The following is a 25,594-nucleotide window of genomic DNA, read 5'->3' as shown; positions in this document are numbered from 1 at the left end:
GTGGAGAATCGTTTCAAAGATCTTTAGTTTTAGATTCATGGAAAATTCAAAACTACTCGAAGCATTTTCAATAGGCGTCACTTTACTTCTTATTCTGGCCGGCACAGCTCAAGCCACTGAGCACCGCCTGAAACTTCCAATGGATGGACTGGGCGAAAACCGCCTCAGCTCCGAAGTGATCTACATCGACAACGAAGACACCACCGGCGACGTCCGCGAAATGAAGGTCAGCTGGTCTGAAAAGATCCCGGCCACCACCGCCACTTTGCAGGTGTCCAGCCTGATGCAGACCGAGGCTTTGGGCGCCGCTGCCCAAATTTCGTGGTCTTTTTAGGGCACTATCCAACTTTTTGACAGCCGAAATCCCATTGGCTTGCATCTAAGCTGAGTTGCATTTTTGCAAGCCAAACCCGGCATGAGAAAGTTGATCGTATTATCACTCATAATGACCGCTTGCCAGGGCCAGGTCTCCAAAGACTCCCTGGATAACTCCAACTTTGACGGTATTGTCGGCGGGACCGACGTCGCTGTGACTGAAGCCACGGCGAAACAAGCCCTGAACTTCCGGGTGCTGTATGACCCGCAAGTTACCGAAGACGAGCGCGGCACCACCACCCGCTATAAGGTGTCCCAGTGCACGGCCAGTGCTATTTCTCCCCGTCTGATCCTGACGGCGGGCCATTGTATTTCCAAAAGGGAAGACGCTTTAACTCGCATTGAACTTAAAAATGAACACGGCGACACCACCTATGTGAAGGCCATAAAGTCCATCGTTCATCCTGAATACGAAAACGGAAACAAAAAGTACGATCTGGCGCTGGTGCTGCTTGAGGCGGCACTGCCAGAAAATATCGAGATCATGAAACTGCCCGCCAAAGACGTGGATCTCGGTTTAAACAGCATCAAAGCGGCTGGTTTCGGTCGCATGGACGGCCGTCCGTCCTTCCCTGGCAATATCGGCATTCTGCGTACGGCAGATTTGAATATCGCCAAGTACAGTCCGACCGAACCTGCTTTCATCGTGGATCAATCGCAAGGAAAAGGCTTCTGTCAGGGTGATTCCGGCGGACCTGCGATCACCACGATCGGCAACGACACGATGGTGGTCGGCGTGGCTTCGAAAACTTTCTTTGACGACAAGCTGCCGAAGGAAGAATGGAACCTGTGCATCATGCAGGGTGAATACATGAACGTTCAATTCCACATGGATTGGATTGAAGCGACGGCAAAGATTCTTTCACAAGAGTAATACGCAGCGTGAGTGGCATGAGAATTTCAGGTTTTAGTTAGTAAGTTTCAGAAGAGACTTTTAAATACAATCTAAATGCTTTAGAAGGAAATGCTGTGAATATTCGGGCGTTACTTGTAACATTTTGCGGAATTTTAGGCTCAATTTGCGCCTATGGTTCGCTTATGGGAACAAGCACGCTGCCTGAAGGGATCAACAGCCCTTCCCTGCGCTTCGGGATGATCGACGGCATCAGCCAGAAATACACCGAAAGCGGCAGCCTGATGAATCTTGGGGACTACAAGTCTGTGGTCTTCGACGCCAAATCCCTGGCTAAATTCAATTCCGATGCAAAACGTCTGATTGACGCCTTGAACCGCTTTGGCGGACACAATCTGGGTGATGCCTTTAATCTGGGTGTCCTGCGCGTGGACACCATGCCGAAGGTTCAATACTATGCCCCGGTCTTTGCCCGTGGCATCACCAAGAACTGGACAATCGGTTTTGGCGTTCCAGTGGTGTCCTATACCAACAAAATTTCCCTGTCCCAGGAATTCTCTAACATCGAATACTATCGCCAGCAGTTCTCAGGACTGAATCCCGAACTGGATGCGGCTTTGAATACAGACCTGAGTAAAGCCACCAATGAAACTTTGACGGCAAAGGGGTACAAACCCCTGGCCAACCGTGATGAAAGCTTCATTGGTGACGTGAATGTGGTGAGCATTTACAAGTTCTATGAAAAAGGCGACATCACCATGGCCCATCAGGCCCAGTTGAATCTGCCGACGGGCCCTAAATACGACACCGATGACCTGGCGGCGCTGAATGTTTTCGGTCGCACGAACATCACCAATTCTTTCGTTTATTCCCACAAGATTTTTGCCGGTGCGTATCTGGTGCCTTATGTATCTTATCTGTTGAACATTCCAGATAGTATCACAGCGCGTGTTCCCACCGATGAAGATGACACCTTGCCTGACGCCAATACCAAAGAAGACGTGACCCGCACCCTGGGTAACATCGCCACTGTCGGTGGCAATGCCTTCTATGAATTCAGCGACAGCTGGACACTGGGGGCTGGTTATGACTATTCCACCAAAGAAAAAGACGTCTATCGCGGTGATCGCAACACCCGCTATGACCTGCTGGCTTTGAATTCAGCTTCAACCGCCCACCGCGTGAAAGCGGAACTGACTTACAGCACAGTGAATTCTTACTTTAAAAAGACCGCCTTGATTCCCATGATGATCAGCTATCAGATCTCTGACGTCTTTGCTGGCGTGAATATCGAACGCCAACTGGCGCAGGAAATGAACCTGATGATGTTCTTCTAGAAAGGAGGGCCCATGCTAAGAAAGTCTTTGCACATTCTAATGTCCTCGGCCCTGCCCCTGACCCTGGCTCTATCGGCGTGTGCGCCGAAGGTGGAAGAACGTGTCTTTGAAAAACCTCAAACCTCCTTCGGCCCGCAGTCCAAAGACACCCGTCTGAATCTGCGCGTTCGTCAGTTTGGCAAAGACACGCCAGCCTTGTACTGGGCTGGCACCATCGGCAGCGCCCGGTTCTTTGAAATCGCAGAGGCCCTGCACAGTCTGGGCACGTCCTCTGAAAATCCAGCGTTGCAACAAACCGGACTGTCCTGGATTCGCCAGTACTACAGCAACCCGCAATCGACTTTGACGACGGAACTTGCTGACTCGCCTTTTGCTGCCCTGGCCACGGGACAGACTCAGGAACAGGTGCGTGGGACTTTGACCGAAGTTCTTGCGGACATCGAAAAATCACGGCCGGTGATCCGCCGGCATATCGAGGCCCTGGGCCCGGGCCTGCCTCAGGTTCCGATAAAAAACCTGAATGAGATCCTTTCGCGCGCCGAGATGTTCACCAGGATGGTACTGGCCGAAATCCCGAACATGGGGCTGATTCCGGTCATTGAAAGCGGCCTGACGGAAGAATTCCAGAAAAAGACGACGCCGCTGTTTGCGGAAGTGCGCACGTTGCTGGCGAAGCTGGCGGCCACCAAAACCCTGACTGAAACTTTGCGCCTGATTGATGACGCCGTTAAGCAGTTTGAAGTCGAACTGACTCCGGAGCTTCAGACCAGCATGCTTCAGGGCCGCAAACTGGCGGTGGGCCTGGATCGCATGTCCGACGCCCAGAGTGCTTTGACTGTGATCGTGGATGTATGGCGCATGCTGACCCCGGCCGAGCGTGAACAGAACTTCAAACCGGTGAATGAAACTCTGTACGACTTCCTGTCAAAGCAGAACGAAGATGAATTGATTTGTCTGGCGACGGATGGCTGCAATGGCGGCATCATTGATGGCATCACTAAAAAGATCTTCATCCTTCCCAAGATCAAAAAATTCGGTGTTGAAACTTTGCAGCGTGATTTGAACAACGCCACCCGCCAGTACGTTGTGACTTCCATTGAAGCCTTTGCTGCCGACTTCGTAAAAACAATGCCCCAGACCTTTGCCGACAATATCGATGTGGGTCTGACCGACAAGGCTGCTGCGATTGCACGCGTGCGCGACGGCTATCAGAACTATGTGCGAAACCTGTTTAAGGTGTGGCAGAAGAAAGTCCTGCCTGCGACCGGCGGAGTTCTGCCGGGTTTTGAAAGCGCCCAAGTGCTGTTTGAGGCCTCTACCAACAAAGCTCTGAGTCTGAAACCGGCCGCAGCCTCTGCACAATTGCGCGCGGACTCCATTGGCCCTGCGATGGCGGCCAACGTGCTATTGCTGGAAGAAACCCCGGCGGATGACCCCAACGCCTTTGCCATTATGCTGGCACAAGTGAACAAGCTCGTGGCCATTGCCGGCTATCGCGATGCTGACAACAATCTGGTACCTGCATTGCTGGCGCCAGTGAATCACGAAGGCACATTGTTGGACATAATGAACTTTGATGCCTCCAAAGATCCTGGGCTTTCTTTCCGTGTTCCTGATGTCATCAAACTGCGCGACGCCTATCATGCAGATCATGAAATGACTTACGAAAAGGATTTCTCGGCAGCGGCTTTCGCTTCCCAGATTCGTGGATTAAGCCGCATGATGCGCCTGACGGCGGACTGGAAAAAAACCGCCTATGATGAACAGCTTGGCCCGATCAAGGCACAGGACCTGACTCAGGATGCCCAGCATGAAGACCTGCAACAGCCTCTGTTCCCGAAAGACATGCTCTTTGCTTTGAATTTGGGGAATGCGGCGGTTTTGCTTCAGGACATCACTAAAAAAGCGACACCGGTGTTCATGCTTAGCCTGAACAACAATCTGCTTTGGGCGGACAGCTATGGCACCACCAACGAAACCGCTGTGATGGCCGGAATCGTTGATATCAAAAAAGGTGAACGCACCAACACCGTCAGCACCCGCGACACCACCAACTTCCTGCTGGCGCTGAGTGAATTCCTGGATGCCACGGAAGGGGTTGAAAACACCAAGTCATCGATCCTGCTTGAAAAGGATGCAAATGGCGAAGCGCCTTTGGAAATTCTGAATGCAGGTCGCAAGGACATGCGTCTTTTGATCCTGGCAATTTCCAATTTTATTTCCAATCAGCTGATCACCGCCGACAAACTGGCTGTGACCAAAATGAATCTGAATGAGCGCACTCTGGAAATGAACAAAGACTATCGCGTCGAACAACAGGCGCTGGCAATTCGCGCCCTGCTGAAGGGCTGGCAGATCACGAAAATTGATTCCTACCTGTGGTCCGCCCAGGAAATTTACTATGCGATGAACCGCCAGATGTTCAACGCCAAAGAAGAATTCTATATCAACAGCGACGGCAGCAAACTGACGTTGCCGGAACGTGTGAACACTTTGCTGGCGCTCAGCGAACTGAAACCACACCTGCCGGAAGAAAGCCGCCTTCAGCTCGAAAAACTGATGAACCCATGGCTATCTGCTCTAAAAAACCTAAAATAATAATTGAGTAAACTGCAAGGCTGATAGGCCAGTCAGATGAGCCTTTTTCATCAGCCTTATTCGTCGTCGGATTCTGGTGCGATTTTCTGGATCATCTCTTTGAAAGTGGAGGTGTCCTCAGTTGGAACCTCCCGGCGATCCAGGGTGAACTTGATATATTTTACAAAGTTATTTTCAAACTTCTGATTGATGGTGTCGCGGATGGGATCTTTCATAAAGATCATCTGCTGCATCCAGGACGAGTTGCGCACCCAAACGTACAAAACACCCCTCTGAAAACCCACTGGCTCGGCATTTTTAGCGATGGTTGGGCCTACGACTTCTTCCCATTTTGCCCATAGTTTCCAGCGCATAAACTGCTCGGACAATGGCGACTTGCCATTTTCGAAAAGTCTCTGTAGTACTTCCGAGCCGATAGATAATTTGCCTTTGGGTTTCTGTTTGGGATCCATGTAAGAAAAGGTCTACCACAAAGATGACAAATATCACTCAAAATCAAAAAATTACAGTCGTTGGAGCAGGGCTTGCGGGCTCAGAATGCGCTCTGCAACTAGCTGACATGGGATACAGTGTCGTTCTTTACGAGATGCGCGATAAAACCATGACTCCCGCGCACAAAACCCACAAATTCGCAGAACTTGTGTGCTCCAATTCTTTTGGCAGCTTGGGTGAACATTCCGCCCCAGGCCAACTGAAGTGGGAGGCGAAAAAGCTGAACTCTCACATCCTGCAGGCCGCTTTTGAGGCACAGGTTCCGGCCGGCCAGGCGCTGGGCATGGACCGCGAGGTCTTTTCTGCCATCATGACTGAAAAAGTCAAAAATCATCCGAATATTGAAATCCGCAATGACGTGGTGAAATCCCTGAACGACATCCCCCGCCCGGCGGTGATTGCCACGGGTCCTTTGACTCACGATGATCTGGCCGAAAGCATGCGCCAGCATTTTGGTGATGAGTTCCTTTATTTCTTTGATGCCATTGCACCAATCATCGATGCAGATTCCATCAACACGGAAATTGCGTGGAAAGCCGACCGCTATGACAAGGGCACGGGGGACTACTACAACTGCCCGATGAACAAGGAAGAATACAACCGCTTCATCGAAGAAATCCAAAAAGCCCGCAAGATCGAACCGAAAGACTTCGAGACTACGGACTTTTTTGAAGGCTGCATGCCGATTGAAGTGATGGTGGATCGTGGCCCGCAGACTTTGCGCTTTGGTCCGATGAAACCCATTGGTCTGGATGATCCTCGCACCGGCCGTTATCCATGGGCCGTGGTTCAGCTTCGTCAGGACAATAAAGAGGGCACGGCTTATAACATGGTGGGCTTCCAGACCCGCATGGCTTACGGCGAACAGGTTCGTGTGTTCCGCATGATCCCGGGCCTTGAAAATGCAGAGTTCCTGAAACTGGGAAGCATTCACCGCAATTTATTCATCAATTCCCCGAAGCGTCTGAACAAAGACCTTTCCAGCAAGAATGATCCTTGGTTGTTCTTTGCCGGCCAGATCACGGGTGTTGAAGGTTACTTTGAATCAACCTGCACAGGCTTGATGGTGTCGCGATTCCTGAATCAGAAATTGAAAGACCAGCCGTTCAATCCTCCGCCGCGCGAAAGTGCCTTTGGTTCTTTGCTTGAAGCCATCACGGATCCAACCCGTGCTGAACACTTCCAGCCGACCAATATCAACTTTGCTTTGCTGCCACCTCTGGCGGAAAAAGAGCGCGACAAAACCCTGCGCAAAGAAAAACAGATCACCATCGCCCGCAATGCGATGGAGCAGTGGAATCCATAAAAAGCAAAAGGCCCCATCAGGGGCCTTTTTATTTAGGAGATTTCCATTTCGCGTTTTAGCTTCCAGTCCAGGGTGGGTGTATCCACTTCCGGCTTGAAGTGCTGACGGCAGCGCGCTTCGTAAGCGTCATGGGTTCCGACCAGAACCTGCCCGTCACCGCCCGCGGTTCTTTGCGTGCGACACGCCGGAGATCCGCACACCACACACACGGCATGCTGCTTGGTCACGCTTTCAGCCACGGCCATCAAAGTCGGCATCGGCTCAAAGGGTTTTCCCTGCCAGTCGGTATCCAAACCCGCGATGATCACACGCAGACCACGTTCTGCCAGATCCTGGGCGATCTGCACCAGGTTTTGACCAAAGAACTGACCTTCATCGATCCCCACCACTTTCGTGTTTGGCTTTAGTAGGTTCCAGATTTCTTCAGCATCGTGAATCGGAGTGGAATCAATGGTCGTCAGATCGTGGGAAGTCACGGCCATCTCGTTGTAGCGTTTATCTATAATAGGTTTGAACACCTGAATTTGCAGGCGCGCGAATTCCGCACGGCGCAGGCGACGGATCAGCTCTTCGGTCTTACCGCTGAACATGGAACCGACAACAACCTCAACCCAACCACGAGTGTGAACATAAGAAAACTCAGACACTAAAACCCTCCCTTTAGTGGCCATTGGCAAAAACGATCGTGGAATCTGACAGAGGAGTCAACGCCCCAAACGGGCTTTTTCGACTAGCTTGCGTCATAAAGACGAGCGATCTCTGGGTTTCTGACGCCGCCCTGTAACACCCACCGAGGACTGAGCTTTTTTACAATTTGCCGGGGATTTTGTGCACAAACCGTACAGTTTTCACATTTTAAGACACAAATTCGGTGCTTAATGCTTGCACTGGCGGCGCGCCAAAGGATAGCACTGCCCCACGCTATGGGAACGATTTTAAGATTAAGACAGAAAATCGCCCGGGCCTTTCTAATCGGAGGCCTTGGGTTTACCACGGTCGCCATGAATGGCTGCGACGCCATGATTATGGACGAACAGGAGAGCTTGGCTCAAGTTCAGTCCAAAGGTGAAATCGTGGTTCTGACCACGCAAAGTCCTCTTATATATAGTCAGCCCAAACGCGGCGATGCTTTCGGGATCGATCACGATCTTTTGGAAAACTTCGCCAGCCGCTACAACCTTAAACTGAGGTACGTGATACTTCCGGATGAGGACTCGGTGTTGCGGGCGCTGTCTAAAGGCGAAGGGGATATCGCCGCAGCCCGCTTGAGGACTCCTCACAATATGACCGGCTTCCTGACCGGCCCTGCTTACGAAGAAACTTATCTTAGCCTTTACTGCCACAAGAAGGCCCAGATCCAAAACATCCAGGATCTGAATGGCAAAAGCATCTCGCTGCTGCAAAAAGACAATTATCTGGGATTGTCGCAACGTCTGACCCAGCTTTCACCGCAAGTGAAGGTGGAGATTCAGGAAAATATCAAAACCCAGGATCTGATCGCCAGTCTTGCTCAACGCAAGAACGACTGTGTGATCGCAGAAAACTTCAGCGGTGATTTCTATGCCCGCTATCACACCTCGATCGAAAAGGTCACTGATCTGACCGCTCCTTACTCTTTGAGCTGGCAGCTTTCCCCGGACAACTCAAGTCTGCTGCATCTGATGCAACACTGGTATCAGCAGGCTTCCCGCGAAGACGAAATCATGCGCATCCTGGATCGCTACAAAACGTACCTGACCCAGTTGGACAAGCGCGATATCGCACAGTTCTTCAAAAAAATTCGCACGACTTTGCCGACTTATAAAGAAGCCTTCCGTGATGCTGGTCGCGAACACAATCTGCCTTGGCAGCTGATCGCCTCGGTGGCTTATCAGGAATCGCACTGGAATCCGGAAGCCCGCAGCTTCACCGGAGTGCGTGGATTGATGCAGTTGACGACTGACACCGCTTTGCATGTCGGTATTGAAGACCGCACCGATCCTCTGCAAAGCATCTGGGGCGGATCCAAGTATCTGCGCTCCCTGATGGACCGCGTGCCTTCCCACTTGAATTACAAGGACCGTCTGGCACTGGCGCTTGCCGCATACAATGTCGGCTGGGCTCACCTAAAAGACGCTCAGAAGCTGGCCGAAAAAATGGGCCGCAATCCTTATTCCTGGAGACACATGCGCGAGGTTCTGCCTTTGCTGGCGGATCCGGAATACGCCGCAGAGTTTGAATACGGACCGGCTCGTGGTTATGAGACGGTGGATTTCGTAGAACGCGTCAAATCTTTCTATAATCTGATGAACTCGGCCGGATGAAGACTCGCTCCCGTCATAAAACAGAATCAATTTAGTTTTCTTGCTGATCTAAAATTTGCCATCGCCTGCCTCTGTGCTGACAATAAACACGATGGCCCAACTCCCGTTGCGAATTTGCATTTTTATCTGCGTTCTAAGCATCGGATTGTTCGCCGGATTCGTGATGTACTTTGCAACGTTCGCCAGTCAGGTTTTGGCGCACATGCCTTTGGAACAATATCTGGAATTTTATCGTGTGGCGGAGCCTTTGTTTGAACCCAAGGTGCGGCTGATCTATATGACGATGATCGGCTCTGCCATCTGCTGGCTGATGCTTCGATACAGGAAGTGGCGTTCGTTTGAATTTATCTGTGTGGCCTCGGCCCTGTTCTGTGTACTGGACGAAATCATCCTGTCCTATCAGGGACACTATAAAATCAATATCATTTTGCGCGAAGCGGGACGCACCGGAACCATTCCATCTCAATGGTTATCGCTGCGTGAAGAATGGACTCAATTCATGTTCTTCCATTTGTTGATTATCACGGCGGGCTTCATTCTGATTTTGATGGCGCTGTATTTTTATCTGGAAGGCGAAAAGAAAACACCGTCTGAAACAAAAAACCCCGGGGGCCACCCGGGGTTAAAAAATCTATTCCACCGTCACTGACTTAGCCAGGTTGCGTGGCTGATCCACGTCGTAACCCAGATTGCTTGCCAGGTGATAGGACATCAACTGCAAAGGAATCACCGCCAGGATCGCATTCACGGTCCAGTGGGCCTTCGGAATCGCCAGATAGTGTTCACTGATCTCGCGCAGTTTTTCATTGTCACCAGTACCGATTGAAATCACCTTGCCACCACGGGCACGGGCTTCTTCCAAATTGCTGATGGTTTTTTCGTACAGATGATCCGTCGGAGCCACCATGACAATCGCCATGCGCTCGTCAATCAATGCCAAAGGACCGTGCTTCATTTCGCCGGCGGCATAACCTTCCGCGTGCATGTACGCCAGTTCTTTCAGCTTCAAAGCACCTTCCATTGCAATCGGGAAGCTGGTGCCACGGCCCATATACAGGAATCCGCGGAAAAGCTTCAGACTGGAGGCAGCTTCTTCAAAGTACTTATCGTAGGACAAAACACCTTCCATCTGACTTGGGACTGCCAGAAGGGATTTAACCAGCTCTTTTTCTTCAGATTCGCTCATCACACCGCGAGTGCGCGCAATCGCGATCGCCAAGGTGTTCAAAACTGCCATGGTGCTGGTGAAGGCTTTCGTGGACGCCACACCGATTTCAGGACCGGAGTTCATGTACAGATGTCCATGAGCTTCACGGTCGATAGTGGAGCTTTTCACGTTACAGATGCTCAAAGTGGTCGCGCCCATTTCTTTGGCCATACGGATGGCTGCCAAAGTATCAGCAGTCTCACCACTTTGAGAGATCGTGATCACCAGGCTCTTTGCCGGAATCACGGGATTGCGATAACGGAATTCGCTGGCGATGTCGCATTCGACCGGAACTTTTGCCAGTTGTTCGATCAGATATTTACCCACGTTACCGGCATAGTTACTGGTACCACAAGCGATGATGAACACGCGCTCAATACCTTTAAGAACTTCCTGGGTTTTTGCCCAGTCGGCCTTGGCATCAAGCTCTTCCAGTTTTTGCACGGACTGTCCGCCGAAGCCCACGTTTTTCAAAGCGACCGAGAACGTCTCTGGATTCACGTGCGGTTCAATCGCCGCAGCCACCGCGCGCGGCTGTTCGTAGATTTCTTTCAGCATGAAGTGGGCATAACCCTGCTTTTCAACCATTTCAGGATTCCAGTTCAGTTCGACAACTTTTTTCTGAATCGGGAAACCGTTGGCAGAGAAGAACTGAACATCAGCGCCCTTGATGGAAGCAACTTCACGGTCTTCAAGATAAACGAAGTTCTTGGTGTACTGGATCAGGGCCTGCACGTCGCTGGCCACGAAGACTTCTTTGCTGCCCAGGCCGACAACCAAAGGAGGGCCGTCTTTAAACGCCACCAAACGGTCCGGTTCCTGTTCCCACATCACCAGAATAGAGAAAGCACCACGGATTTTTTCCAGCACGTTCTGAACGGCTTTGAACAGATCTTTGGTCACTTCCACTTCATTGGCGATCAAGTGGGCCACCAGTTCAGAATCAGTGTCTGAAGTGATATCAGCACCCTGGGCTTTCAGCTCTTCACGGATATCAAGATAGTTTTCGATAATGCCGTTGTGAACCAGGCTGATCCCGCGCACCTGATGGGGATGGGCATTGCGTTCTGAAGGCTTGCCGTGGGTTGCCCAGCGGGTGTGACCAATGCCGATGTGACCGTCGAACTTTTCAGTCGCCAGTTTGTCTTCCAGGGCTTTCAACTTACCCTGAGCGCGCACACGTTTGGTTTTACCATGATCCAGAATGGCCACCCCGGCACTGTCGTAACCGCGGTATTCAAGTTTTTTCAGACCACTCACAATAATATCTTTCGGATTTTGTGGACCCAAGTAACCAACAATTCCACACATCTTACACCTGCTCTTTTTCTTCAGTTTCCGCAGTTTTCGCGGCGTAGTTTTCTTTTATAAATTGTTTTCCACGGGCGACGGCCAAAGCTTTCGCCGGCACGTTTTTGGTGATCGTGGAACCGGAACCGATGATGGCATCGTCACCGACTTCGATAGGCGCCACAAACTGAGTGTCGCTGCCCACGAAAACGCGATTTCCGATTTTGGTTTTGTATTTCTTTTTATCAGCGGCGTAATTGCAGGTGATAGTTCCGCAGCCCACATTCACCTCTTCGCCGATTTCTGCATCCCCCAGATAAGTCAGATGACCTGCTTTGGACTTCTTCCCGAACTTCACTTTTTTCATCTCAACGAAGTTGCCGACGTGGGCTTCTTCGAAGATCTCAGTTTCCGGGCGCAGGCGCGCGTAAGGTCCCGCAGACACCTTGTTGTGCAATTTTGAACTTTCCAGATAGCTGCCGCCACGGATTTGCACGCTGTCGCCGATTTCACTGTCCGAAATAAAGGCGTTGGATTCAATCACCGTGAACGAACCAATCTTAGTCCGGCCACGGATAAAGACATTCGGATAAATCACGGTGCCCGCGCCGATTTCAACACTGTCTTCCACATAGACAGTACGCGGATCAATCATCAGCACGCCGTCTTCCATCAGGCGCAAAGCTTTGCGCTTGAACAACAGTCGGGTTGCACGCGCCAGCTCCAGCTGGTTGTTCACACCCACGGCCACTTTTGGTGTGGATTGAATCGCCTGGACACGGCACTTGTCCTGAATGCACAAGGCAATCAGATCGGTGATGTAGTATTCTTTTTTCGCATTATTATTGGAAATCTGCGGCAGGTACTCGGAAAGCACAGACGCCTTCACGATGTAAATACCGGTGTTGATCTCGCGGATTTTCAAAGCTTCAGCTGAAGCGTCTTTTGCTTCAACAATTGCGGCAAGGTCACCCTTGTGGCGCACGATCCGGCCGAACTCGCCTGGATTCTTCAAAACCGCGGTCACCACCGCCAGATCACATTTTTCATCGCGGAAGATGCGCACGAAGTCCTTGATGTCGGAAGCTTCAATCAGCGGGTGATCCCCGTTCATGATAACCACAACACCTTCGATGGTTTCGGGTTTCGCGCAACGAACCGCGTGGGCCGTGCCCAGCTGTTCATCCTGCACGTAACAGGCAACACCCATAGGTTCAACAACCTGACGAACCAGGTTCTGACCGTGACCAACAATAACACGTACTTCGGCAGCGCCGGCCTGTTTGGAGGCTTGGATCACTTTTTCAATCATCGGACGGCCCGCTACAGGATGAAGGACTTTCGGAAGGGGGGACTTCATACGAGTTCCCTTGCCTGCCGCAAGAGCGATAACCGTCAACTTCTCAGATGCATTTGCTGACATTTCGAAACTTCCTTTTAAAAGCTTTTCTTATCTGAAAAAAACAGGCTTAATTGTCTCATGCAAGCAAAAATTTTTCACCAAACTTCTTGGGCCACCACCTCTCAGGGAACTTCCATTGAGCTGTATAAAAAATCACACAGCCTCAGTGACTTTTCTGAACGCCCGATCCTGTTTGTTGGCGGTGTGCATGGCGACGAACCCGAGGGGGTCCGTCTGGCAGAAGAATTTTTGCACTGGCTGAAGCAGGAAGAAGCTGCCAACAGCGGTCGCCTGCGCCCCTGGATCCTCATCCCCTGCATCAATCCCGACGGCTACGGCAAGAATCAGCGCACCAACGCCAATGGCGTGGACCTGAATCGCAACTTCCCGTGCCGCGACTGGAGCCCCGAAAGCAAAGCTCCCCGATACTATCCTGGCCCTTCGCCCGGGAGTGAGAGGGAAGTTCAGGCTCTGGTAAAACTCATTGAGGACGAAAAGCCACAGCTTATAGTACACTTTCATTCGTGGGAGCCTTGCGTTGTCTATACGGGAGCTCCGGGCAAACAGGCGGCCGAAACTCTGGCCACCGGCACCGGCTATGAAGCCCGCGAGGACATTGGCTACCCGACACCGGGCAGCCTTGGACAGTATGGATGGATTGAACATCAAATTCCTGTGATCTGCATCGAAGAGCAAGAGCACATCGATCTGAATCTGGTCTGGCCCCATTTCAAACCAGGCTTGGAACTTCTGATCACGGGACGGAATGCATAAATGACAAAGTACAAAAGCATCGCCTTTGATTTGGATGACACTCTGCTAGATACCTCGGGTTTGCTGGTGCCTCGCGCCTCCCAGCGGGCCTGCGAAGCTATGCTGGCAGCCGGTTTGCGATGCACTTTGGATGAATGCATGAGCGCCCGCGAAGAGCTGGCCAAGGAACTGTCCCACACCGAAATTTTCACACAGATTGCCAATCGCTTCGGCACCAACCAAAAAGGCAAAGCCATCCACGACGCGCTGGAAGAGTTTTACAATCCCCAGGTGCCGGAAACTCTGCCCCTGCTGGAAGGTTCTTTGCAAAATCTGGAAACCTTGCGCGGTCGCTATAAGCTATTTCTAGTGACGATGGGTTCACGCCCCTCCCAGGAAAAAAAGATCAAAGCCCTGAACATCGCCGGTTTCTTTGACGGTATTTACATCCTGAACGGCTTTATCGGCGAAAAGAAAGACAGCGCCTTCCGCGAAATTCTGCGCACTCAAGGTCATGACCCGAAACATCTGCTGAGCATCGGCAACCGTCTGTCCAGCGAGATTCGCGACGGCAAACGTGTGGGGGCTGACACCTGCTATTTCGCCTATGGCGAACACACCGGCGAAAAGCCGATGTATCCGGAAGATCATCCGGACTTTACCATCACTCACCACAAGGACCTGATCCCGACATGCGGACTTTGAAAGCCGGATTTCTGCTTATCGGTCCCTGGGATGCGCGCCTGCAAGAGCTGGGCGCCCACATCGCCACGGACTTAAATCAGGCCTGGCACTGGATTCAGGATTCCACCTATGATGTGGTGGCTTTGTCTGTGACTTTGATTCTGGGCAAAAAATTTCCGGAATTTTACGAAGAGGTCAAACGCGCCCATCCGGCCACGCAGTTTATCGCCGTGGTCCCGGCGGACTTTTCCGCCAACCAGCTGGCACTGCTGCATGAGGAATTCACTTTTCTTCGCGTGATGGAAAGCTTTCAGGATCCGGATCTGGAAACCCATCTGTTTTCCGCTTTGGAAGAAGCCAATCAGCGCAAGCAGGATGAAAACCTTGCCCTTTTGATTCGCGAACAGACGGCACAACTCAAGCGTCTGCAAATCGAGCTTGAAGAACGGGTTCAGAAAAGAACCAAATTCCTGACCGAAGCCCGCCGCAAACTTTTCCTGACCAATTCGCGCATTGAAGGTTTCAAGCGCGCGCTGATGGCGGTACACGAGGCCAGCTCGGTTGTAGAAATCGAACAGCTGCTGAATGATTCACTGGCGGCCACGGTGCAGACTTCGTGGATTCGCCTGTTCTTCCATCCGCAGGACGAACTCTTCGCCAAACAAGTCCAGACCCAACTGAGCTTCACCCAGTTTCAGGTGCCGCTGTTCCGGCAGCATGAAAAAGTCGGTTCGATCTTTTTCTTGCGCGCCCCGGACCATCCTTTTTCCAAGGATGAAAGCGACTTTTTAACCCGCGTGGCCGAAGCCGTCGCCCTGGCACTGGATCGTATCCAAAAGCTGAAAGAGTCTGAATCCATGAAAGAACAATGGGAGGCGACATTCAACTCGATGTCCGACCCTGTCGTTCTGATCGATACGAATTACGACATCATTCAGTCCAACAAGGCCCTGAATGAGCGCCTTAGTGAAAACAAGGAAGAGACCTCGCGCAAGTGCTTCAAGGTTTTGTACAATCGCGAAGAGCCCTGCCCGGGTTGCCAGCGGGGTTCAAACTTCCGCGTCCAGTCGCGCAGTTCCGCACGCACCTTTGAGGTCTATTCTCAAAGCCTGGTGCTGGATTCTGAAAAGCCGCCGGTCTTTGTGAATCTGTACCACGACGTCACCCAGCAACTGAAGATGGAACGCCAGATCCTGGAATCCGCCAAAATGGCCGAGCTGGGCACCATCGGATCGAGCATCGCCCATGAACTGAACAATCCCCTGGGTGGGATCTTGTCCTTTACTCAACTGATCAAGATGGACATGGATCCGAAACATCCACTTTATCCAGACGTGGTGGAGATGGAAGCCGGCGTTCAGCGCTGCAAAGAAATCGTCCAGAACCTGCTGGGCTTCACCCGGGACCCCAATGCCGATCGCGAAGGCGCTGTCAGCCTGAAAGAAGTCTGCTTAAGGTCCCTGAAAATCGTCGAGCTTCAGACCAAATCCCAGGGAATCGAGGTCAAGCTGCACTTCCCGGCCGATGACATCGTCATTCGCGGACACCTGAATATGCTGGCGCAGGCTCTGAAAAACATCCTGCAGATCTCCATTGACCGGGTCACAGATCGTATCCGCCACAACAAGGACTTCAAAGCTCTGATGGATATCGAAATCCAGATGACTGAGGCCGGGCCCGAAATCCTGATCCACGACAATGGTTCTCCGGAAAAAAGCACCTCCATGCCTTTGGGTTTGGGGCTTTCCGTTGCGTCGCAAATTCTGCGGGATCATGACGCCAAACTCGAAATTCTTCCTGACAAAGCCACGGGCAACAGTGTTAGGATTTCCTTCACTCCAGCCGGCACATCCTAAGTCGTAGGACGCTTGTTAGAGAAGAGTCTTTCTCTTATCATATAGACTCGGAAACGAGGACCACCTTGATATTTAAAATGAATCGCACTTTGACACTGCTGCTTTTCTCTGCCGGTGTCGGGGCCACTCTGACCGTATTTATTCTAAAATTCCTGGCCCTGACGGAATATCGCGAAACCATCGCCCTGTATGAAAAAACAGAGGCTCTGATTTCACTGGTCCAATCCGTTGAAAAATCCACACTGGATCTGGAAACCGGTCAGCGCGGTTACGTGCTGACACAAAATGAACAGTTCCTGAAGCCCTACATGGATGCCAACGATGCGATCGAAAAGGAATTTGAACTCCTTGAAAAAAGCGCACCAGAATCCCTGAAGGCCCGTCCGGAATATCAGGCTTTGTCGAATCTGGTTCGCCAAAAAATGGAGATTTCAGAAAATGTGATCAATCAAGTTCGCGTTGGCAAACTAAGTTCCGCCATTGCATTGGTCAAATCCGGTGAAGGCAAACAAGTCATGGACCAATTGCGTGAAGCTGTTAACGCGGTCATCACCAACGAACGCGCCCGCGTGCTGGCCTTGAAAAAGGGCTCTGAGATCACGGCCGAACGAAATCAACTGTGGCAGGCCCTGGGCACAGGCATGGCCTTTGTGCTGATCGTCATCGCCTTTGCCATGATGGAGTTTGAAGGACGTCAGCGTCGCAGACTGGAAAAACAGCTCGTGGATGCACGCAATGAGGCCCTGCAGGCATCGCAGATGAAATCCAGCTTCCTGGCCAATATGTCCCACGAAATTCGTACACCAATGAATGGAATTCTGGGCATGACCGAAGTTCTGCTGGATCAGAATCCTGAATCCGGAATCAAAAAGAAAATCCAGATCATCCGCGAATCAGCCCTGAATCTGCTGTCACTGATCAACGGCATTCTGGATCTTTCCAAAATTGAATCCGGCAAGCTGGAGCTGGAAGAAAGCTACTTTGAACCACGCAAGCTGGTTCAGGAAGTCATCAACACAGTCGATTATTCTGCAAAGTCCAAAGGGCTTGAATTGCACGCCTCTGTCAGTGAACAGACTCCGGCGGCATTTTCCGGTGATGTTCTGCGCCTGCGCCAGATTCTGATCAATCTTCTGGGCAATGCCATTAAATTCAGCTCGAAAGGCACCGTCAGCCTGATTGTGAATTCTTTCCGCAGCGAACAGTCCCGCACCATGCTGCAAATTCAGGTCAAAGACCAGGGCCTGGGCATGGACGAAGCGACGCTGAAAAAAATCTTTTCTCCGTTTGAACAAGCCGACAAGTCCACCACCCGCAAATTCGGGGGCACCGGCCTTGGGTTGTCCATCACCAAACAACTGGTAGAGCTGATGAATGGAAAAATCGAAGTGGAAAGCAAGGCAGATGAAGGCTCCACCTTCTGGGTGACATTGCCACTTGAAGCAATCAACGTGATGCCGGAAAACCAGCGTCCAAGTGAATCGCAAAGCTATTCATCATCTCAAGCCCCGCTAAAAATTCTGGTGGCCGAAGACAACATGACCAATCAGGAAGTCGTGAAAGTCATGCTGAACCGCCTGGGCCACAAGTTTGACATCGTCAACAACGGCAAAGAGGCTTTTGAAAAAACCATTTCCACCACTTACGACATCATCCTGATGGACTGCCACATGCCGGTGATGGATGGCTATGAAGCCGCTCAGAAAATCACCGAACGTCTTCCACAGTGGTGTCAGGGGCCGGCCGTAATTGCCGTCACTGCCAACGCCATTCGTGGCGACAAGGAAGCCTGCCTGGCCGCAGGGATGTGCGACTATCTGTCCAAACCTCTGACCCTGGCCGAACTTGATGAGAAGCTTGGTTTATGGTCGCGCCGTCTGAAATACGCTGCGACTCAGGTGGTGGATCCCAAAGCCATGGAGAACCTGCGCCAGATCAGCCCGGACATGGCTGAGGACCTGATGAAACAGATTCTGCAGGCTTGGGGCAAAGACGCTCCGACCTATGTTCTGGCGATGATTGAAGCTGAAAAAAGCGGAAATCTGAAAGATCTTGCGGATCGCGCCCACTATCTGAAGTCCAGCTGCGCGAACGCGGGCCTGCGTGCCATGGGTCAGCTGTGCGGCGAGATCGAAAAGCAGGCTCGCGCCGGCACCAAGGAAGAGCTTCGGTATCTGCTGCTGCAGCTTCGTTCTGAATACAAGATGGCCTGCACTCACTTGTGGCGCTCAGAAATGCTGGCTGTACCCCAACAAGGAATTACTTCATAAGACCGATCACACTAGACCAGGGATTTTTATGAATCCCTGTCACATCTGCCCGCCTTTTAATCAGACCTGTTCAGACAATTCAGGAAATACCAAGTCTTCTTTAGCTGTTAGCAAATTCCATGAGCTTTAGCAGGGGTTGCTACGCGAGATAAAGCTCGAATTTTTCTCGCCTCTGGGCCAGTGAAATCTGGCATTTTTTTCCCACCCCCGTCCAGTTTTATGGTCCTGAAAGCCTTGCCAGGCGCGGATTTTTTGACAGTCCCGTCAAAATCCCCTTATCCTGAATCCAGGCGGTTTCTTCCGCCTAGAACCCACCATGGAAGGAAGGTTCATGCGTAGCCAACGTGTCCTGATATTAGATGATGAATCCTCACTCCGCACCGCTCTGTTCAGGGTGCTGGATCGCAAAGGCCTGAACGTCATCACTGCCAACAAAATCGAAGAGGCCAAAGTTCTGTGCCAGGGCGACAGCCCGGTGGATCTGGCTATTGTCGATTTGAATCTTCCGGATGGCGACGGCATCGAGTTCATGACTTATCTTAAAGCACTCACGCCTGCGACTGAGGTGATCATCCTGACGGGTCATGCCACTATTGAGTCCGCGATTCGTGCGACGCAAAAAGGGGCCTTCCACTTTGTGACCAAACCCTTCAATCTTGAAGAGCTGATGAGTCTGATTGAAAAAGCCCTGACGCACAAAAAACTGCAGCAGGAAAATCAGCAACTGCGCTCTGAACTGAACAAGAAATACAAATTCGACCAGATCATCGGCACCAGCGATCAGATTCAGAACGTTCTGCGCATGATTGAACGTGTGGCAGATTCTGACTCGACAGTTCTGGTGACCGGGGAATCCGGGACCGGTAAAGAGCTGATTGCCCGCGCGATTCACTATAATTCCCCACGCGCACAAGGGCCATTTGTACCGATCAACTGCGGTGCGATCCCTTCTGAGCTTCTGGAAAGCGAACTGTTCGGTCATATGAAAGGGGCCTTCACCGGCGCCATTGCCAACCGTGTGGGCCGTTTTGAAATGGCTGACGGGGGCACGATCTTCCTGGATGAAATCGGTGATCTTGAACCATCCCTGCAGGTGAAACTTCTGCGTGCTTTGCAGGAAAGAAGTTTCGAGCCGGTGGGGTCCACCAAAACTGTCAGCGTGAATGTAAGAGTGATCGCGGCAACGAATCTGAATCTGGAAGACGCTGTCGAAAACGGCCGCTTCCGTGAGGATCTGTTCTATCGCCTGAACGTGATTCCAATCACCGTGCCGGCTTTGCGTGAGCGCAAAACCGATATCCCTCTGCTGCTGAATCATTTCATGGATATCTTCAACAAAACCAAGGGCCGCGGTCTGACGGGTATCACTTCTGATGCTTTGGACTGTCTGGTGAATTACCCTTGGCCAGGCAACATCCGTGAACTTGAAAACCTGGTGGAGCGCATGACGATCCTGAAAGGCCAGGGTCAGGTGGATATTTCCGATCTGCCTTTGAAATACAAATCCGGCAAGACGGCGTCGACAGAAATCGGCGGACTGGAGATCCCGGATGTGGGCATGGACTTTAACTCGGCGGTGGATGCTTACGAAAATGCCCTGATTCTAAAAGCCCTGGAAAAAACGGGCTGGAATCGCAATCAGGCGGCGGCTTTGCTAAGACTGAATCGCACAACATTGGTAGAGAAGATCAAAAAGAAAGGTCTGACCCCGCCAAACGAAATCATACCGACTTAAAAACAAAAAAGCCCGCTGTTCAAAGCAGCGGGCTTTTTCTTTTCAGGGAGCTCTGTTCAGGTTATCCATGATCAGCGGATACTTTGAAAGATCCCCGGTCAGCGCCTTTCGGAAAGCCTCTTCAATTTTTGGCATATCCGGTTCAAATTTCTTTGCGAAAGTCATATACAGCGGGGCTTCCAAAAACACGGTCTTTCCCATGACCACTTTGCCTTTGGCTTCCGGATGGGATTCGACCACGCTCAAGCCCACCTCCTGGATCGCGACAAAATAGTCGATCTTGCCTCCCAGAAGATCCACTACACTTTGCAGGGGGCTGGAGGTATTGATGTACTTCAACTTTCTTCGCGCTGCTTCTTTGTTCAAAGAAATATTATTGGTGGAAACTCCACCTTTGAATTTTCTCAGCTTTTCTTCGTTGAACTTTTTGTTGTCACTTAGATAAAACACACGAGCCCGGGTGCGGATGATCGGAAAAGAAACCGACACGGTTTTGTTCCTTCCCTCGGTCCAGCTTTTGTCATCGTACATGATGGCGTCAAGTTCTCCATCCACCAGCATCTGACTGACCAACCTGCCTTGGGACGTCTGCACTGTGACTTTAAATCCGGCCTGAGCCAAGGTGCCAGTCAAAAAATCCTGGTATTGCTGGATGGCCTTCACACGCTTCACATGAAATGGTAAACCCATGATCAGAGGCCTCAGCTCTGCAGTACGCGCATCGGCTGAAATGGAACCCAGAAGAAACACCATAAGCACCAAAAGTTTCATGGCCTTATACTAACAGACTCCCTTACCAAATTCCAAATTGCGAAAAGTAAAATTTAATCCATTCCTCGGACATCCTTGATGCTCAATACTCATTCAAAGTCCCCCAATGTGGTGACGACTTTGCAGCAAGATTGTCTTCAGGAGGTTTCTGATGAAATTTGTGAGTGTACTCATCTTAGTGCTGAGCTTCTCAAGACCGCTCTTCGCCCTGACAGAGATTGAACCAGGAGCCAGTCTGAAGGCTCTGCGCACTGAATGCGACCGGGTCGAGGAATCGTTTTCTGACTTCGCCTGTCTGCGTTTCGAACTTTACCAAAGCAGTGCGTCCGAATTGCAAATGGACCTGAAAGAACTGGCTGACCTCAATGACTGGCGCCTGCGCACAGCCTCTTGGGCTTTAATGATGCAGACGCTGCTTTCCTCCATGGAGGGTCAGATCCAACGCTACGATGATGCTGATCACATTCAGATCATGCAGCAAACCAAAATAAAAAATCATTGGGAATTATTGCGACTCAAAGAAGGGCTGGAAAAGTTTTGGGTAGACCCGGACACGTATTGGTATCCGAGTGTCAATGCGATCAGTTTTATCGCCGTGAATATCACCCAATCCCAGATCCTGGTGATATCCCACGGCGAACGAAACTAATTACTTCTTGATGGGAAACAGGTGCAGCATTTCAAAAAGAGCATCCATGCCGGCCAACGCAGTGATGTCAGCGTGGTCAAAGGGAGGAGAAATCTCCACCACGTCGCCGCCCACCAGATTCGGAATCTTCAACGCACGGAAGATGCGCTGAACTTCGTAAGTCGTCAGGCCCCCCGGAACGGGCGTGCCGGTACCCGGCGCACAGCTTGGATCCAGATTGTCGATGTCATAGCTGATATAAGTCGGAGTTTCGTCAAACGTCGGCAGGGTTTTCAGGAATTCTGTGATTGGCTGATTGCGGATTTCATCCACGGTGATCACACGGATACCGTGTTTGTTCACGAAAGTCAGATCATCGCCCCCGGCCAACGGGCCACGAATACCAATCTGTACCATTTTCTTTGGATCCACCAGGCCTTCTTCCACCGCGTGACGGGCAAATGCCCCGTGATGGTATTCCTGCCCCCAGGCCGCCGGATAAGTGTCCAAGTGCGCATCAAAGTGAATGAACGCCAAAGGCTTGCCGTATTTTTTTCTTAAAGCACGCAGCACCGGCAAAGTCGTGGAATGATCCCCGCCCACTGCCAGGAAACGTTTGTTGTGACTTAGAACCTCACCCACAAACTTTTCAATTTTTTCGTAAGTCTGTTTTTGATCAATCGGCACCGTTGGACAGTCGCCGATGTCGGCCACCTTCAGGTTTTCAAAGAAGTTTTCCATGCGGGTCATATGGAAGCCACGACCCAAGCTGGAAACATCACGCACTTTCGCCGGTGCAAAACGGCCGCCCGGACGATAAGACACCCCACCGTCATACGGGATACCAAAGATCCCGACTTCATAGTCGGCTTCGATAGAAACATACGGCAATCTGAAGAAAGTTTTAATTGCAGAAAAACGCGGAAACTCGCGCCCGCTTAACGGTTTGTATTCCATGGGTGCTCCTAACTGACAAAAAAACCGGGTTACAGCCCTATTCTACCCCTGTGTCGAGCCTCGGGCAATGACGCCCCTTGACTCTGCCTTGGGCTGTTGACTACATTACCGCGCATGGCGGCCCAACACGATTACAAGACAGATCACAAGCAACTGACCCAGTGGTACAACAAGAACAAACGTTCTCTGCCATGGCGGGAAAACAAGAACCCGTATCGTATCTGGCTTTCAGAAGTCATGTTGCAACAGACCACTGTTGTTGCTGTCATTCCTTACTTCGAAAAGTTCCTGCAAAAGTTCCCGACCGTACAGGATCTGGCAAACGCCCCCGAAGCCGACGTGATGGAGGCCTGGGCGGGGCTTGGTTACTATTCCCGCGCCCGCAATCTGCACAAGGCAGCCAAAGCGCTGGCCGCCGGTGGTTTTCCAAAAACCGCCGCTGAATTGCTGGAGCTTCCGGGCTTTGGCCCTTACACCTCCCGCGCAGTCGCAAGCATCGCCTTCGGTGAAAAGGTGGGTGTGCTGGACGGAAATGTCATTCGAGTTTTGTCCCGCCGTTACGGCCTGAAACTGGAATGGTGGAACGGCAAAGGTCGTGATCAACTGCAAAAGATCTCTGACGAGCTTTCCCTGCTGGGGCAGGCGGATGTCGTCAATCAGGGCCTGATGGAGCTGGGTGCGACTGTGTGCACTCCACAGAAGGTCATGTGCATGCTATGCCCGTGGGCCGCGACTTGTGTGTCCCGCGAAAAAAATCTGGTGGAAAAACTGCCGCTGAAAAAACCGCGCAAAGAATCCGAGGTCTGGGTCTGGAAACCGCTGGTCGCCATCAAAAATAAAAAGGTGGCTTTAGTACAGAACGACTATGCCCCCTTCCTGAAAGGCCAGATGATTTTCCCCGGGGAAATCAGCATGGAAAAAAACAAGCCCAAAGCCTATGATGCCAAACACAACATTACCCATCATGATATCTTTATTCAGATCACTGAAAAGAAATCGCTGACGGGCAAAAACCTGCAGTGGGTTGATTTGAAAGAACTGAAGAAGGTCAATCCTTCTTCCTTACTCCAGAAAGTACTGCACAAGGTTGAAATATGAAGTGGATGAATCCGGCGATCGTGGCCCTTTGTTTTCTTGCAATGGGTTGTTCACATTTGAGTGTCACCAAAGACGTTCTGACTCCGGATTATCTGCTGGCCAAAGGCTCCAAACAAATCACGTTTCTGGGTGACAACGATCATCCCCGTTTTTCTGAAGACAACGATAAACTGATTTACACCAGCCGTGGCCGATCATCTCACAAGGGCTCACAAATTTACGAAATGGATCTGGCGAAAAACAAAGAACGCCGGGTGACGTTCTCTGACGGTGACGCCTTTGATGCGATCTATATCAGTTCCGCAGAAATTCTTTATTCTTCCACTACCGATGAAATTAAAGAAAGCCCGCTGCTGAACAAAACTTTCGACAAAGAATATCCTCCGTCAGATCTGTACATGAGCGATCTTTATGGCACCGAGATTGTGCGACTGACCCAGCAACCGGGCTATGACGGACAAAGTCTGTTCGTGACCCATGCTTTGAAGCCTGCAATTCTGTTCACCTCCCGCCGTGGTGGCCTGACGGGCATCTATCGTCTGGATCTGAAGAACCTGCCGGTCAGTTTAATCTCTGCAGAAAAAGACAAAGAAAAACGCTTCCCAACAATTTCCCCCGACAGCAAACAACTGGTATGGGTGGAAAAGGATCTGAAAGCCAACACGCAAAGTCTGGTGGCCTTTAAGCTGAAAGAAAAAATCCCCGTGGTTTTAAAAAGCCAGGAGGGTGAATACCGCGATCTGCAGTTTGCCCCAAGATCCCCGGCCCGTCTGTTTTACAGCATCCTGCGCAAGGGTGAAAAACAGTGGCAGCTGGAAGTCTATGATCTGGAAAAGCAGTGCACGCAGGTTGTATTCAAAGGCAATGACTCTTTGGCGTCCCCGGTGGTTTCCAATGAATCCCAGGAGCGCCTGGCATTTACTCGCAGTTTTCAGGACAAGAAACAAATTTACATTGTCGCCTTGCCAGCGGATTTAGGCCCTTGCCTGGAAGCCGCCCCTTCAGATACCCTGAAGAAGTGAGAAATCTGCTTGGTTTATTGATCCTTTTACCGATGTCTGCCCTAGCGGCGCCTTATCCGGCGACGAGCTCTTCGGCATTGACCAATCCGGAAAAGGGTCTTTATTTCCTGCACAAGGGTTTCACCCTTAAAACCGAAGGCACATCCTGGGTCCCGGTTGCCACCTCTGAACAAAGCCTGCTGGACACGGTCCGCTTTGCCGCCAAAGACAACGGAAAAGGAGTCTTGAGCATTCGCACCGACAAGGTGGCCAAAACCGCGTCGCTGGAGCTTTACACGCGCAAATGGATGCGGGACTACCCGAACTATGGCTTTGAGGTGATCTCGGCCAAGAATTTCGAATTGAACGGCAGCCCCGCTCTGGTGGTGGATATGCTTTCCCGCTCCAAGAACAAACAGATCCGTCAGGTGATCCTGAAAAATCAGGACCGCGTGGCGATCATGACCTGCCTGGATGACAAAGCCAGCTTCAGCAAGTCCCTGCAAAGCTGCAATCAGATCATGAAATCCTTCTCTTGGAATGAAGAGGAAAAAAAGCCGGTAGCGGCTCCCGCGGCCCCTGCTCCAACCACTCCGACAACGAAACAATAGCCCCTTTGAAAGCCCTCACTGGCGCGTGTTCCACGTAAGTCCACGTCATTGCGAAGTTAAACCGGCT

General features: G+C 51.3%; 22 protein-coding genes. 16 read left to right on the top strand and 6 right to left on the bottom strand.

What is annotated here, in order from left to right; genetic code table 11:
• Positions 1 to 37: 37 nt before the first annotated feature.
• The 4 genes from ACNQKP_RS06360 to ACNQKP_RS06345 all read left to right on the top strand — a co-directional run bounded on the left by ACNQKP_RS06360 (position 38) and on the right by ACNQKP_RS06345 (position 5,163).
• A complete protein-coding gene (locus ACNQKP_RS06360) occupies positions 38 to 334 on the top strand; it encodes a hypothetical protein (protein WP_417863573.1) in 297 nt (98 codons plus the stop codon).
• A gap of 81 nt (positions 335 to 415) precedes the next feature.
• Entirely contained in the window at positions 416 to 1,249 is an 834-nt protein-coding gene (locus ACNQKP_RS06355; protein WP_417863571.1) for a trypsin-like serine protease, read from the top strand.
• Positions 1,250 to 1,413: 164 nt separating this feature from the next.
• Positions 1,414 to 2,565: a hypothetical protein gene (locus tag ACNQKP_RS06350; protein ID WP_417863569.1), complete on the top strand. Its 1,152-nt coding sequence runs from the start codon at positions 1,414 to 1,416 to the stop codon at positions 2,563 to 2,565.
• Positions 2,566 to 2,577: 12 nt separating this feature from the next.
• Positions 2,578 to 5,163: a hypothetical protein gene (locus ACNQKP_RS06345; RefSeq protein ID WP_417863568.1), complete on the top strand. Its 2,586-nt coding sequence runs from the start codon at positions 2,578 to 2,580 to the stop codon at positions 5,161 to 5,163.
• 56 nt (positions 5,164 to 5,219) lie between these two features.
• Here ACNQKP_RS06345 and ACNQKP_RS06340 read toward each other — a convergent pair whose 3' ends face one another.
• The gene (locus tag ACNQKP_RS06340) at positions 5,220 to 5,615 is read right to left on the bottom strand and encodes a DUF721 domain-containing protein (protein WP_011165754.1); all 396 of its coding nucleotides are present in this window, start codon (positions 5,613 to 5,615) and stop codon (positions 5,220 to 5,222) included.
• A gap of 23 nt (positions 5,616 to 5,638) precedes the next feature.
• Between ACNQKP_RS06340 and trmFO the strand changes: the two genes are divergently transcribed.
• Positions 5,639 to 6,961, top strand: a complete 1,323-nt coding sequence (trmFO, locus tag ACNQKP_RS06335) for a methylenetetrahydrofolate--tRNA-(uracil(54)-C(5))-methyltransferase (FADH(2)-oxidizing) TrmFO (RefSeq protein WP_417863566.1) — start codon at positions 5,639 to 5,641, stop codon at positions 6,959 to 6,961.
• 32 nt (positions 6,962 to 6,993) lie between these two features.
• Here the strand turns inward: trmFO and ACNQKP_RS06330 are convergent, their stop codons facing one another.
• Positions 6,994 to 7,608: a thymidine kinase gene (locus ACNQKP_RS06330; RefSeq protein ID WP_417863564.1), complete on the bottom strand. Its 615-nt coding sequence runs from the start codon at positions 7,606 to 7,608 to the stop codon at positions 6,994 to 6,996.
• 231 nt (positions 7,609 to 7,839) lie between these two features.
• Here ACNQKP_RS06330 and mltF point away from each other — a divergent pair, with 231 nt between their 5' ends.
• The gene (gene mltF / locus ACNQKP_RS06325) at positions 7,840 to 9,264 is read left to right on the top strand and encodes a membrane-bound lytic murein transglycosylase MltF (protein ID WP_417863563.1); all 1,425 of its coding nucleotides are present in this window, start codon (positions 7,840 to 7,842) and stop codon (positions 9,262 to 9,264) included.
• A gap of 91 nt (positions 9,265 to 9,355) precedes the next feature.
• Positions 9,356 to 9,913 (top strand): hypothetical protein, encoded by a 558-nt coding sequence (locus tag ACNQKP_RS06320; protein ID WP_417863560.1) that lies wholly within the window; start codon positions 9,356 to 9,358, stop codon positions 9,911 to 9,913.
• Here the strand turns inward: ACNQKP_RS06320 and glmS are convergent.
• Positions 9,896 to 11,782 carry a glutamine--fructose-6-phosphate transaminase (isomerizing) gene (gene glmS, locus ACNQKP_RS06315; protein WP_417863559.1) on the bottom strand — a complete coding sequence of 629 codons (1,887 nt, stop codon included), beginning with the start codon at positions 11,780 to 11,782 and terminating at the stop codon, positions 9,896 to 9,898. The genes ACNQKP_RS06320 and glmS overlap by 18 nt on opposite strands.
• A 1-nt stretch (position 11,783) precedes the next feature.
• The gene (glmU, locus tag ACNQKP_RS06310; protein ID WP_417863558.1) at positions 11,784 to 13,184 is read right to left on the bottom strand and encodes a bifunctional UDP-N-acetylglucosamine diphosphorylase/glucosamine-1-phosphate N-acetyltransferase GlmU; all 1,401 of its coding nucleotides are present in this window, start codon (positions 13,182 to 13,184) and stop codon (positions 11,784 to 11,786) included.
• Positions 13,185 to 13,241: 57 nt separating this feature from the next.
• On the opposite strand from glmU, the gene ACNQKP_RS06305 reads away from it, so the two are divergent.
• The 5 genes from ACNQKP_RS06305 to ACNQKP_RS06285 all read left to right on the top strand — a co-directional run bounded on the left by ACNQKP_RS06305 (position 13,242) and on the right by ACNQKP_RS06285 (position 20,461).
• The gene (locus ACNQKP_RS06305) at positions 13,242 to 13,937 is read left to right on the top strand and encodes a M14 family murein peptide amidase A (protein ID WP_417863557.1); all 696 of its coding nucleotides are present in this window, start codon (positions 13,242 to 13,244) and stop codon (positions 13,935 to 13,937) included.
• Positions 13,938 to 14,621, top strand: coding sequence for an HAD family hydrolase (locus tag ACNQKP_RS06300; RefSeq protein ID WP_417863555.1), 684 nt, complete (start codon positions 13,938 to 13,940; stop codon positions 14,619 to 14,621).
• Complete coding sequence (locus tag ACNQKP_RS06295; RefSeq protein WP_417863553.1) at positions 14,609 to 16,456, top strand: histidine kinase dimerization/phospho-acceptor domain-containing protein; 1,848 nt, start codon at positions 14,609 to 14,611, stop codon at positions 16,454 to 16,456. Before ACNQKP_RS06300 ends, ACNQKP_RS06295 begins: the two co-directional genes overlap by 13 nt.
• Positions 16,457 to 16,533: 77 nt before the next feature.
• On the top strand, positions 16,534 to 18,726 hold the full coding sequence (locus ACNQKP_RS06290) for an ATP-binding protein (protein ID WP_417863552.1): 2,193 nt from the start codon (positions 16,534 to 16,536) through the stop codon (positions 18,724 to 18,726).
• A gap of 331 nt (positions 18,727 to 19,057) precedes the next feature.
• A complete protein-coding gene (locus ACNQKP_RS06285; protein ID WP_417863550.1) occupies positions 19,058 to 20,461 on the top strand; it encodes a sigma-54-dependent transcriptional regulator in 1,404 nt (467 codons plus the stop codon).
• A gap of 42 nt (positions 20,462 to 20,503) precedes the next feature.
• On the opposite strand, the gene ACNQKP_RS06280 is transcribed toward ACNQKP_RS06285, so the two are convergent.
• A complete protein-coding gene (locus tag ACNQKP_RS06280; protein WP_417863548.1) occupies positions 20,504 to 21,232 on the bottom strand; it encodes a substrate-binding periplasmic protein in 729 nt (242 codons plus the stop codon).
• A gap of 151 nt (positions 21,233 to 21,383) precedes the next feature.
• On the opposite strand from ACNQKP_RS06280, the gene ACNQKP_RS06275 reads away from it, so the two are divergent.
• On the top strand, positions 21,384 to 21,881 hold the full coding sequence (locus ACNQKP_RS06275; RefSeq protein WP_417863546.1) for a hypothetical protein: 498 nt from the start codon (positions 21,384 to 21,386) through the stop codon (positions 21,879 to 21,881).
• Here the strand turns inward: ACNQKP_RS06275 and speB are convergent, their stop codons facing one another.
• A complete protein-coding gene (gene speB, locus ACNQKP_RS06270; protein WP_015092434.1) occupies positions 21,882 to 22,817 on the bottom strand; it encodes an agmatinase in 936 nt (311 codons plus the stop codon).
• Positions 22,818 to 22,931: 114 nt separating this feature from the next.
• On the opposite strand from speB, the gene ACNQKP_RS06265 reads away from it, so the two are divergent.
• Genes ACNQKP_RS06265 through ACNQKP_RS06255 form a run of 3 tightly spaced genes read left to right on the top strand, consistent with a single transcriptional unit; the run spans position 22,932 to position 25,527 of the window.
• Positions 22,932 to 23,915, top strand: coding sequence for an A/G-specific adenine glycosylase (locus ACNQKP_RS06265; protein WP_417863544.1), 984 nt, complete (start codon positions 22,932 to 22,934; stop codon positions 23,913 to 23,915).
• Complete coding sequence (locus ACNQKP_RS06260; protein ID WP_417863542.1) at positions 23,912 to 24,937, top strand: TolB family protein; 1,026 nt, start codon at positions 23,912 to 23,914, stop codon at positions 24,935 to 24,937. Before ACNQKP_RS06265 ends, ACNQKP_RS06260 begins: the two co-directional genes overlap by 4 nt.
• A gap of 32 nt (positions 24,938 to 24,969) precedes the next feature.
• Positions 24,970 to 25,527: a hypothetical protein gene (locus ACNQKP_RS06255; RefSeq protein WP_048349887.1), complete on the top strand. Its 558-nt coding sequence runs from the start codon at positions 24,970 to 24,972 to the stop codon at positions 25,525 to 25,527.
• Positions 25,528 to 25,594: the final 67 nt, after the last annotated feature.

The organism is Bdellovibrio bacteriovorus (genome assembly GCF_048286975.1).
Lineage (GTDB): Bacteria > Bdellovibrionota > Bdellovibrionia > Bdellovibrionales > Bdellovibrionaceae > Bdellovibrio > Bdellovibrio bacteriovorus_H.
This window is presented reverse-complemented; position numbering and strand designations above follow the sequence as displayed.

Coding starts and splice junctions, on each gene's coding strand:
- ACNQKP_RS06300 (WP_417863555.1), top strand. CDS start 13,938: ATGACAAAGTACAAAAGCATCGCCTTTGATTTGGATGACACTCTGCTA.
- ACNQKP_RS06295 (WP_417863553.1), top strand. CDS start 14,609: ATGCGGACTTTGAAAGCCGGATTTCTGCTTATCGGTCCCTGGGATGCG.
- ACNQKP_RS06340 (WP_011165754.1), bottom strand. CDS start 5,615: ATGGATCCCAAACAGAAACCCAAAGGCAAATTATCTATCGGCTCGGAA.
- trmFO (WP_417863566.1), top strand. CDS start 5,639: ATGACAAATATCACTCAAAATCAAAAAATTACAGTCGTTGGAGCAGGG.
- speB (WP_015092434.1), bottom strand. CDS start 22,817: ATGGAATACAAACCGTTAAGCGGGCGCGAGTTTCCGCGTTTTTCTGCA.
- ACNQKP_RS06305 (WP_417863557.1), top strand. CDS start 13,242: ATGCAAGCAAAAATTTTTCACCAAACTTCTTGGGCCACCACCTCTCAG.
- ACNQKP_RS06275 (WP_417863546.1), top strand. CDS start 21,384: ATGAAATTTGTGAGTGTACTCATCTTAGTGCTGAGCTTCTCAAGACCG.
- ACNQKP_RS06260 (WP_417863542.1), top strand. CDS start 23,912: ATGAAGTGGATGAATCCGGCGATCGTGGCCCTTTGTTTTCTTGCAATG.
- ACNQKP_RS06355 (WP_417863571.1), top strand. CDS start 416: ATGAGAAAGTTGATCGTATTATCACTCATAATGACCGCTTGCCAGGGC.
- ACNQKP_RS06280 (WP_417863548.1), bottom strand. CDS start 21,232: ATGAAACTTTTGGTGCTTATGGTGTTTCTTCTGGGTTCCATTTCAGCC.
- ACNQKP_RS06360 (WP_417863573.1), top strand. CDS start 38: ATGGAAAATTCAAAACTACTCGAAGCATTTTCAATAGGCGTCACTTTA.
- mltF (WP_417863563.1), top strand. CDS start 7,840: ATGCTTGCACTGGCGGCGCGCCAAAGGATAGCACTGCCCCACGCTATG.
- glmU (WP_417863558.1), bottom strand. CDS start 13,184: ATGTCAGCAAATGCATCTGAGAAGTTGACGGTTATCGCTCTTGCGGCA.
- ACNQKP_RS06345 (WP_417863568.1), top strand. CDS start 2,578: ATGCTAAGAAAGTCTTTGCACATTCTAATGTCCTCGGCCCTGCCCCTG.
- ACNQKP_RS06255 (WP_048349887.1), top strand. CDS start 24,970: ATGTCTGCCCTAGCGGCGCCTTATCCGGCGACGAGCTCTTCGGCATTG.
- ACNQKP_RS06265 (WP_417863544.1), top strand. CDS start 22,932: ATGGCGGCCCAACACGATTACAAGACAGATCACAAGCAACTGACCCAG.
- ACNQKP_RS06320 (WP_417863560.1), top strand. CDS start 9,356: ATGGCCCAACTCCCGTTGCGAATTTGCATTTTTATCTGCGTTCTAAGC.
- ACNQKP_RS06290 (WP_417863552.1), top strand. CDS start 16,534: ATGAATCGCACTTTGACACTGCTGCTTTTCTCTGCCGGTGTCGGGGCC.
- ACNQKP_RS06350 (WP_417863569.1), top strand. CDS start 1,414: ATGGGAACAAGCACGCTGCCTGAAGGGATCAACAGCCCTTCCCTGCGC.
- glmS (WP_417863559.1), bottom strand. CDS start 11,782: ATGTGTGGAATTGTTGGTTACTTGGGTCCACAAAATCCGAAAGATATT.
- ACNQKP_RS06285 (WP_417863550.1), top strand. CDS start 19,058: ATGCGTAGCCAACGTGTCCTGATATTAGATGATGAATCCTCACTCCGC.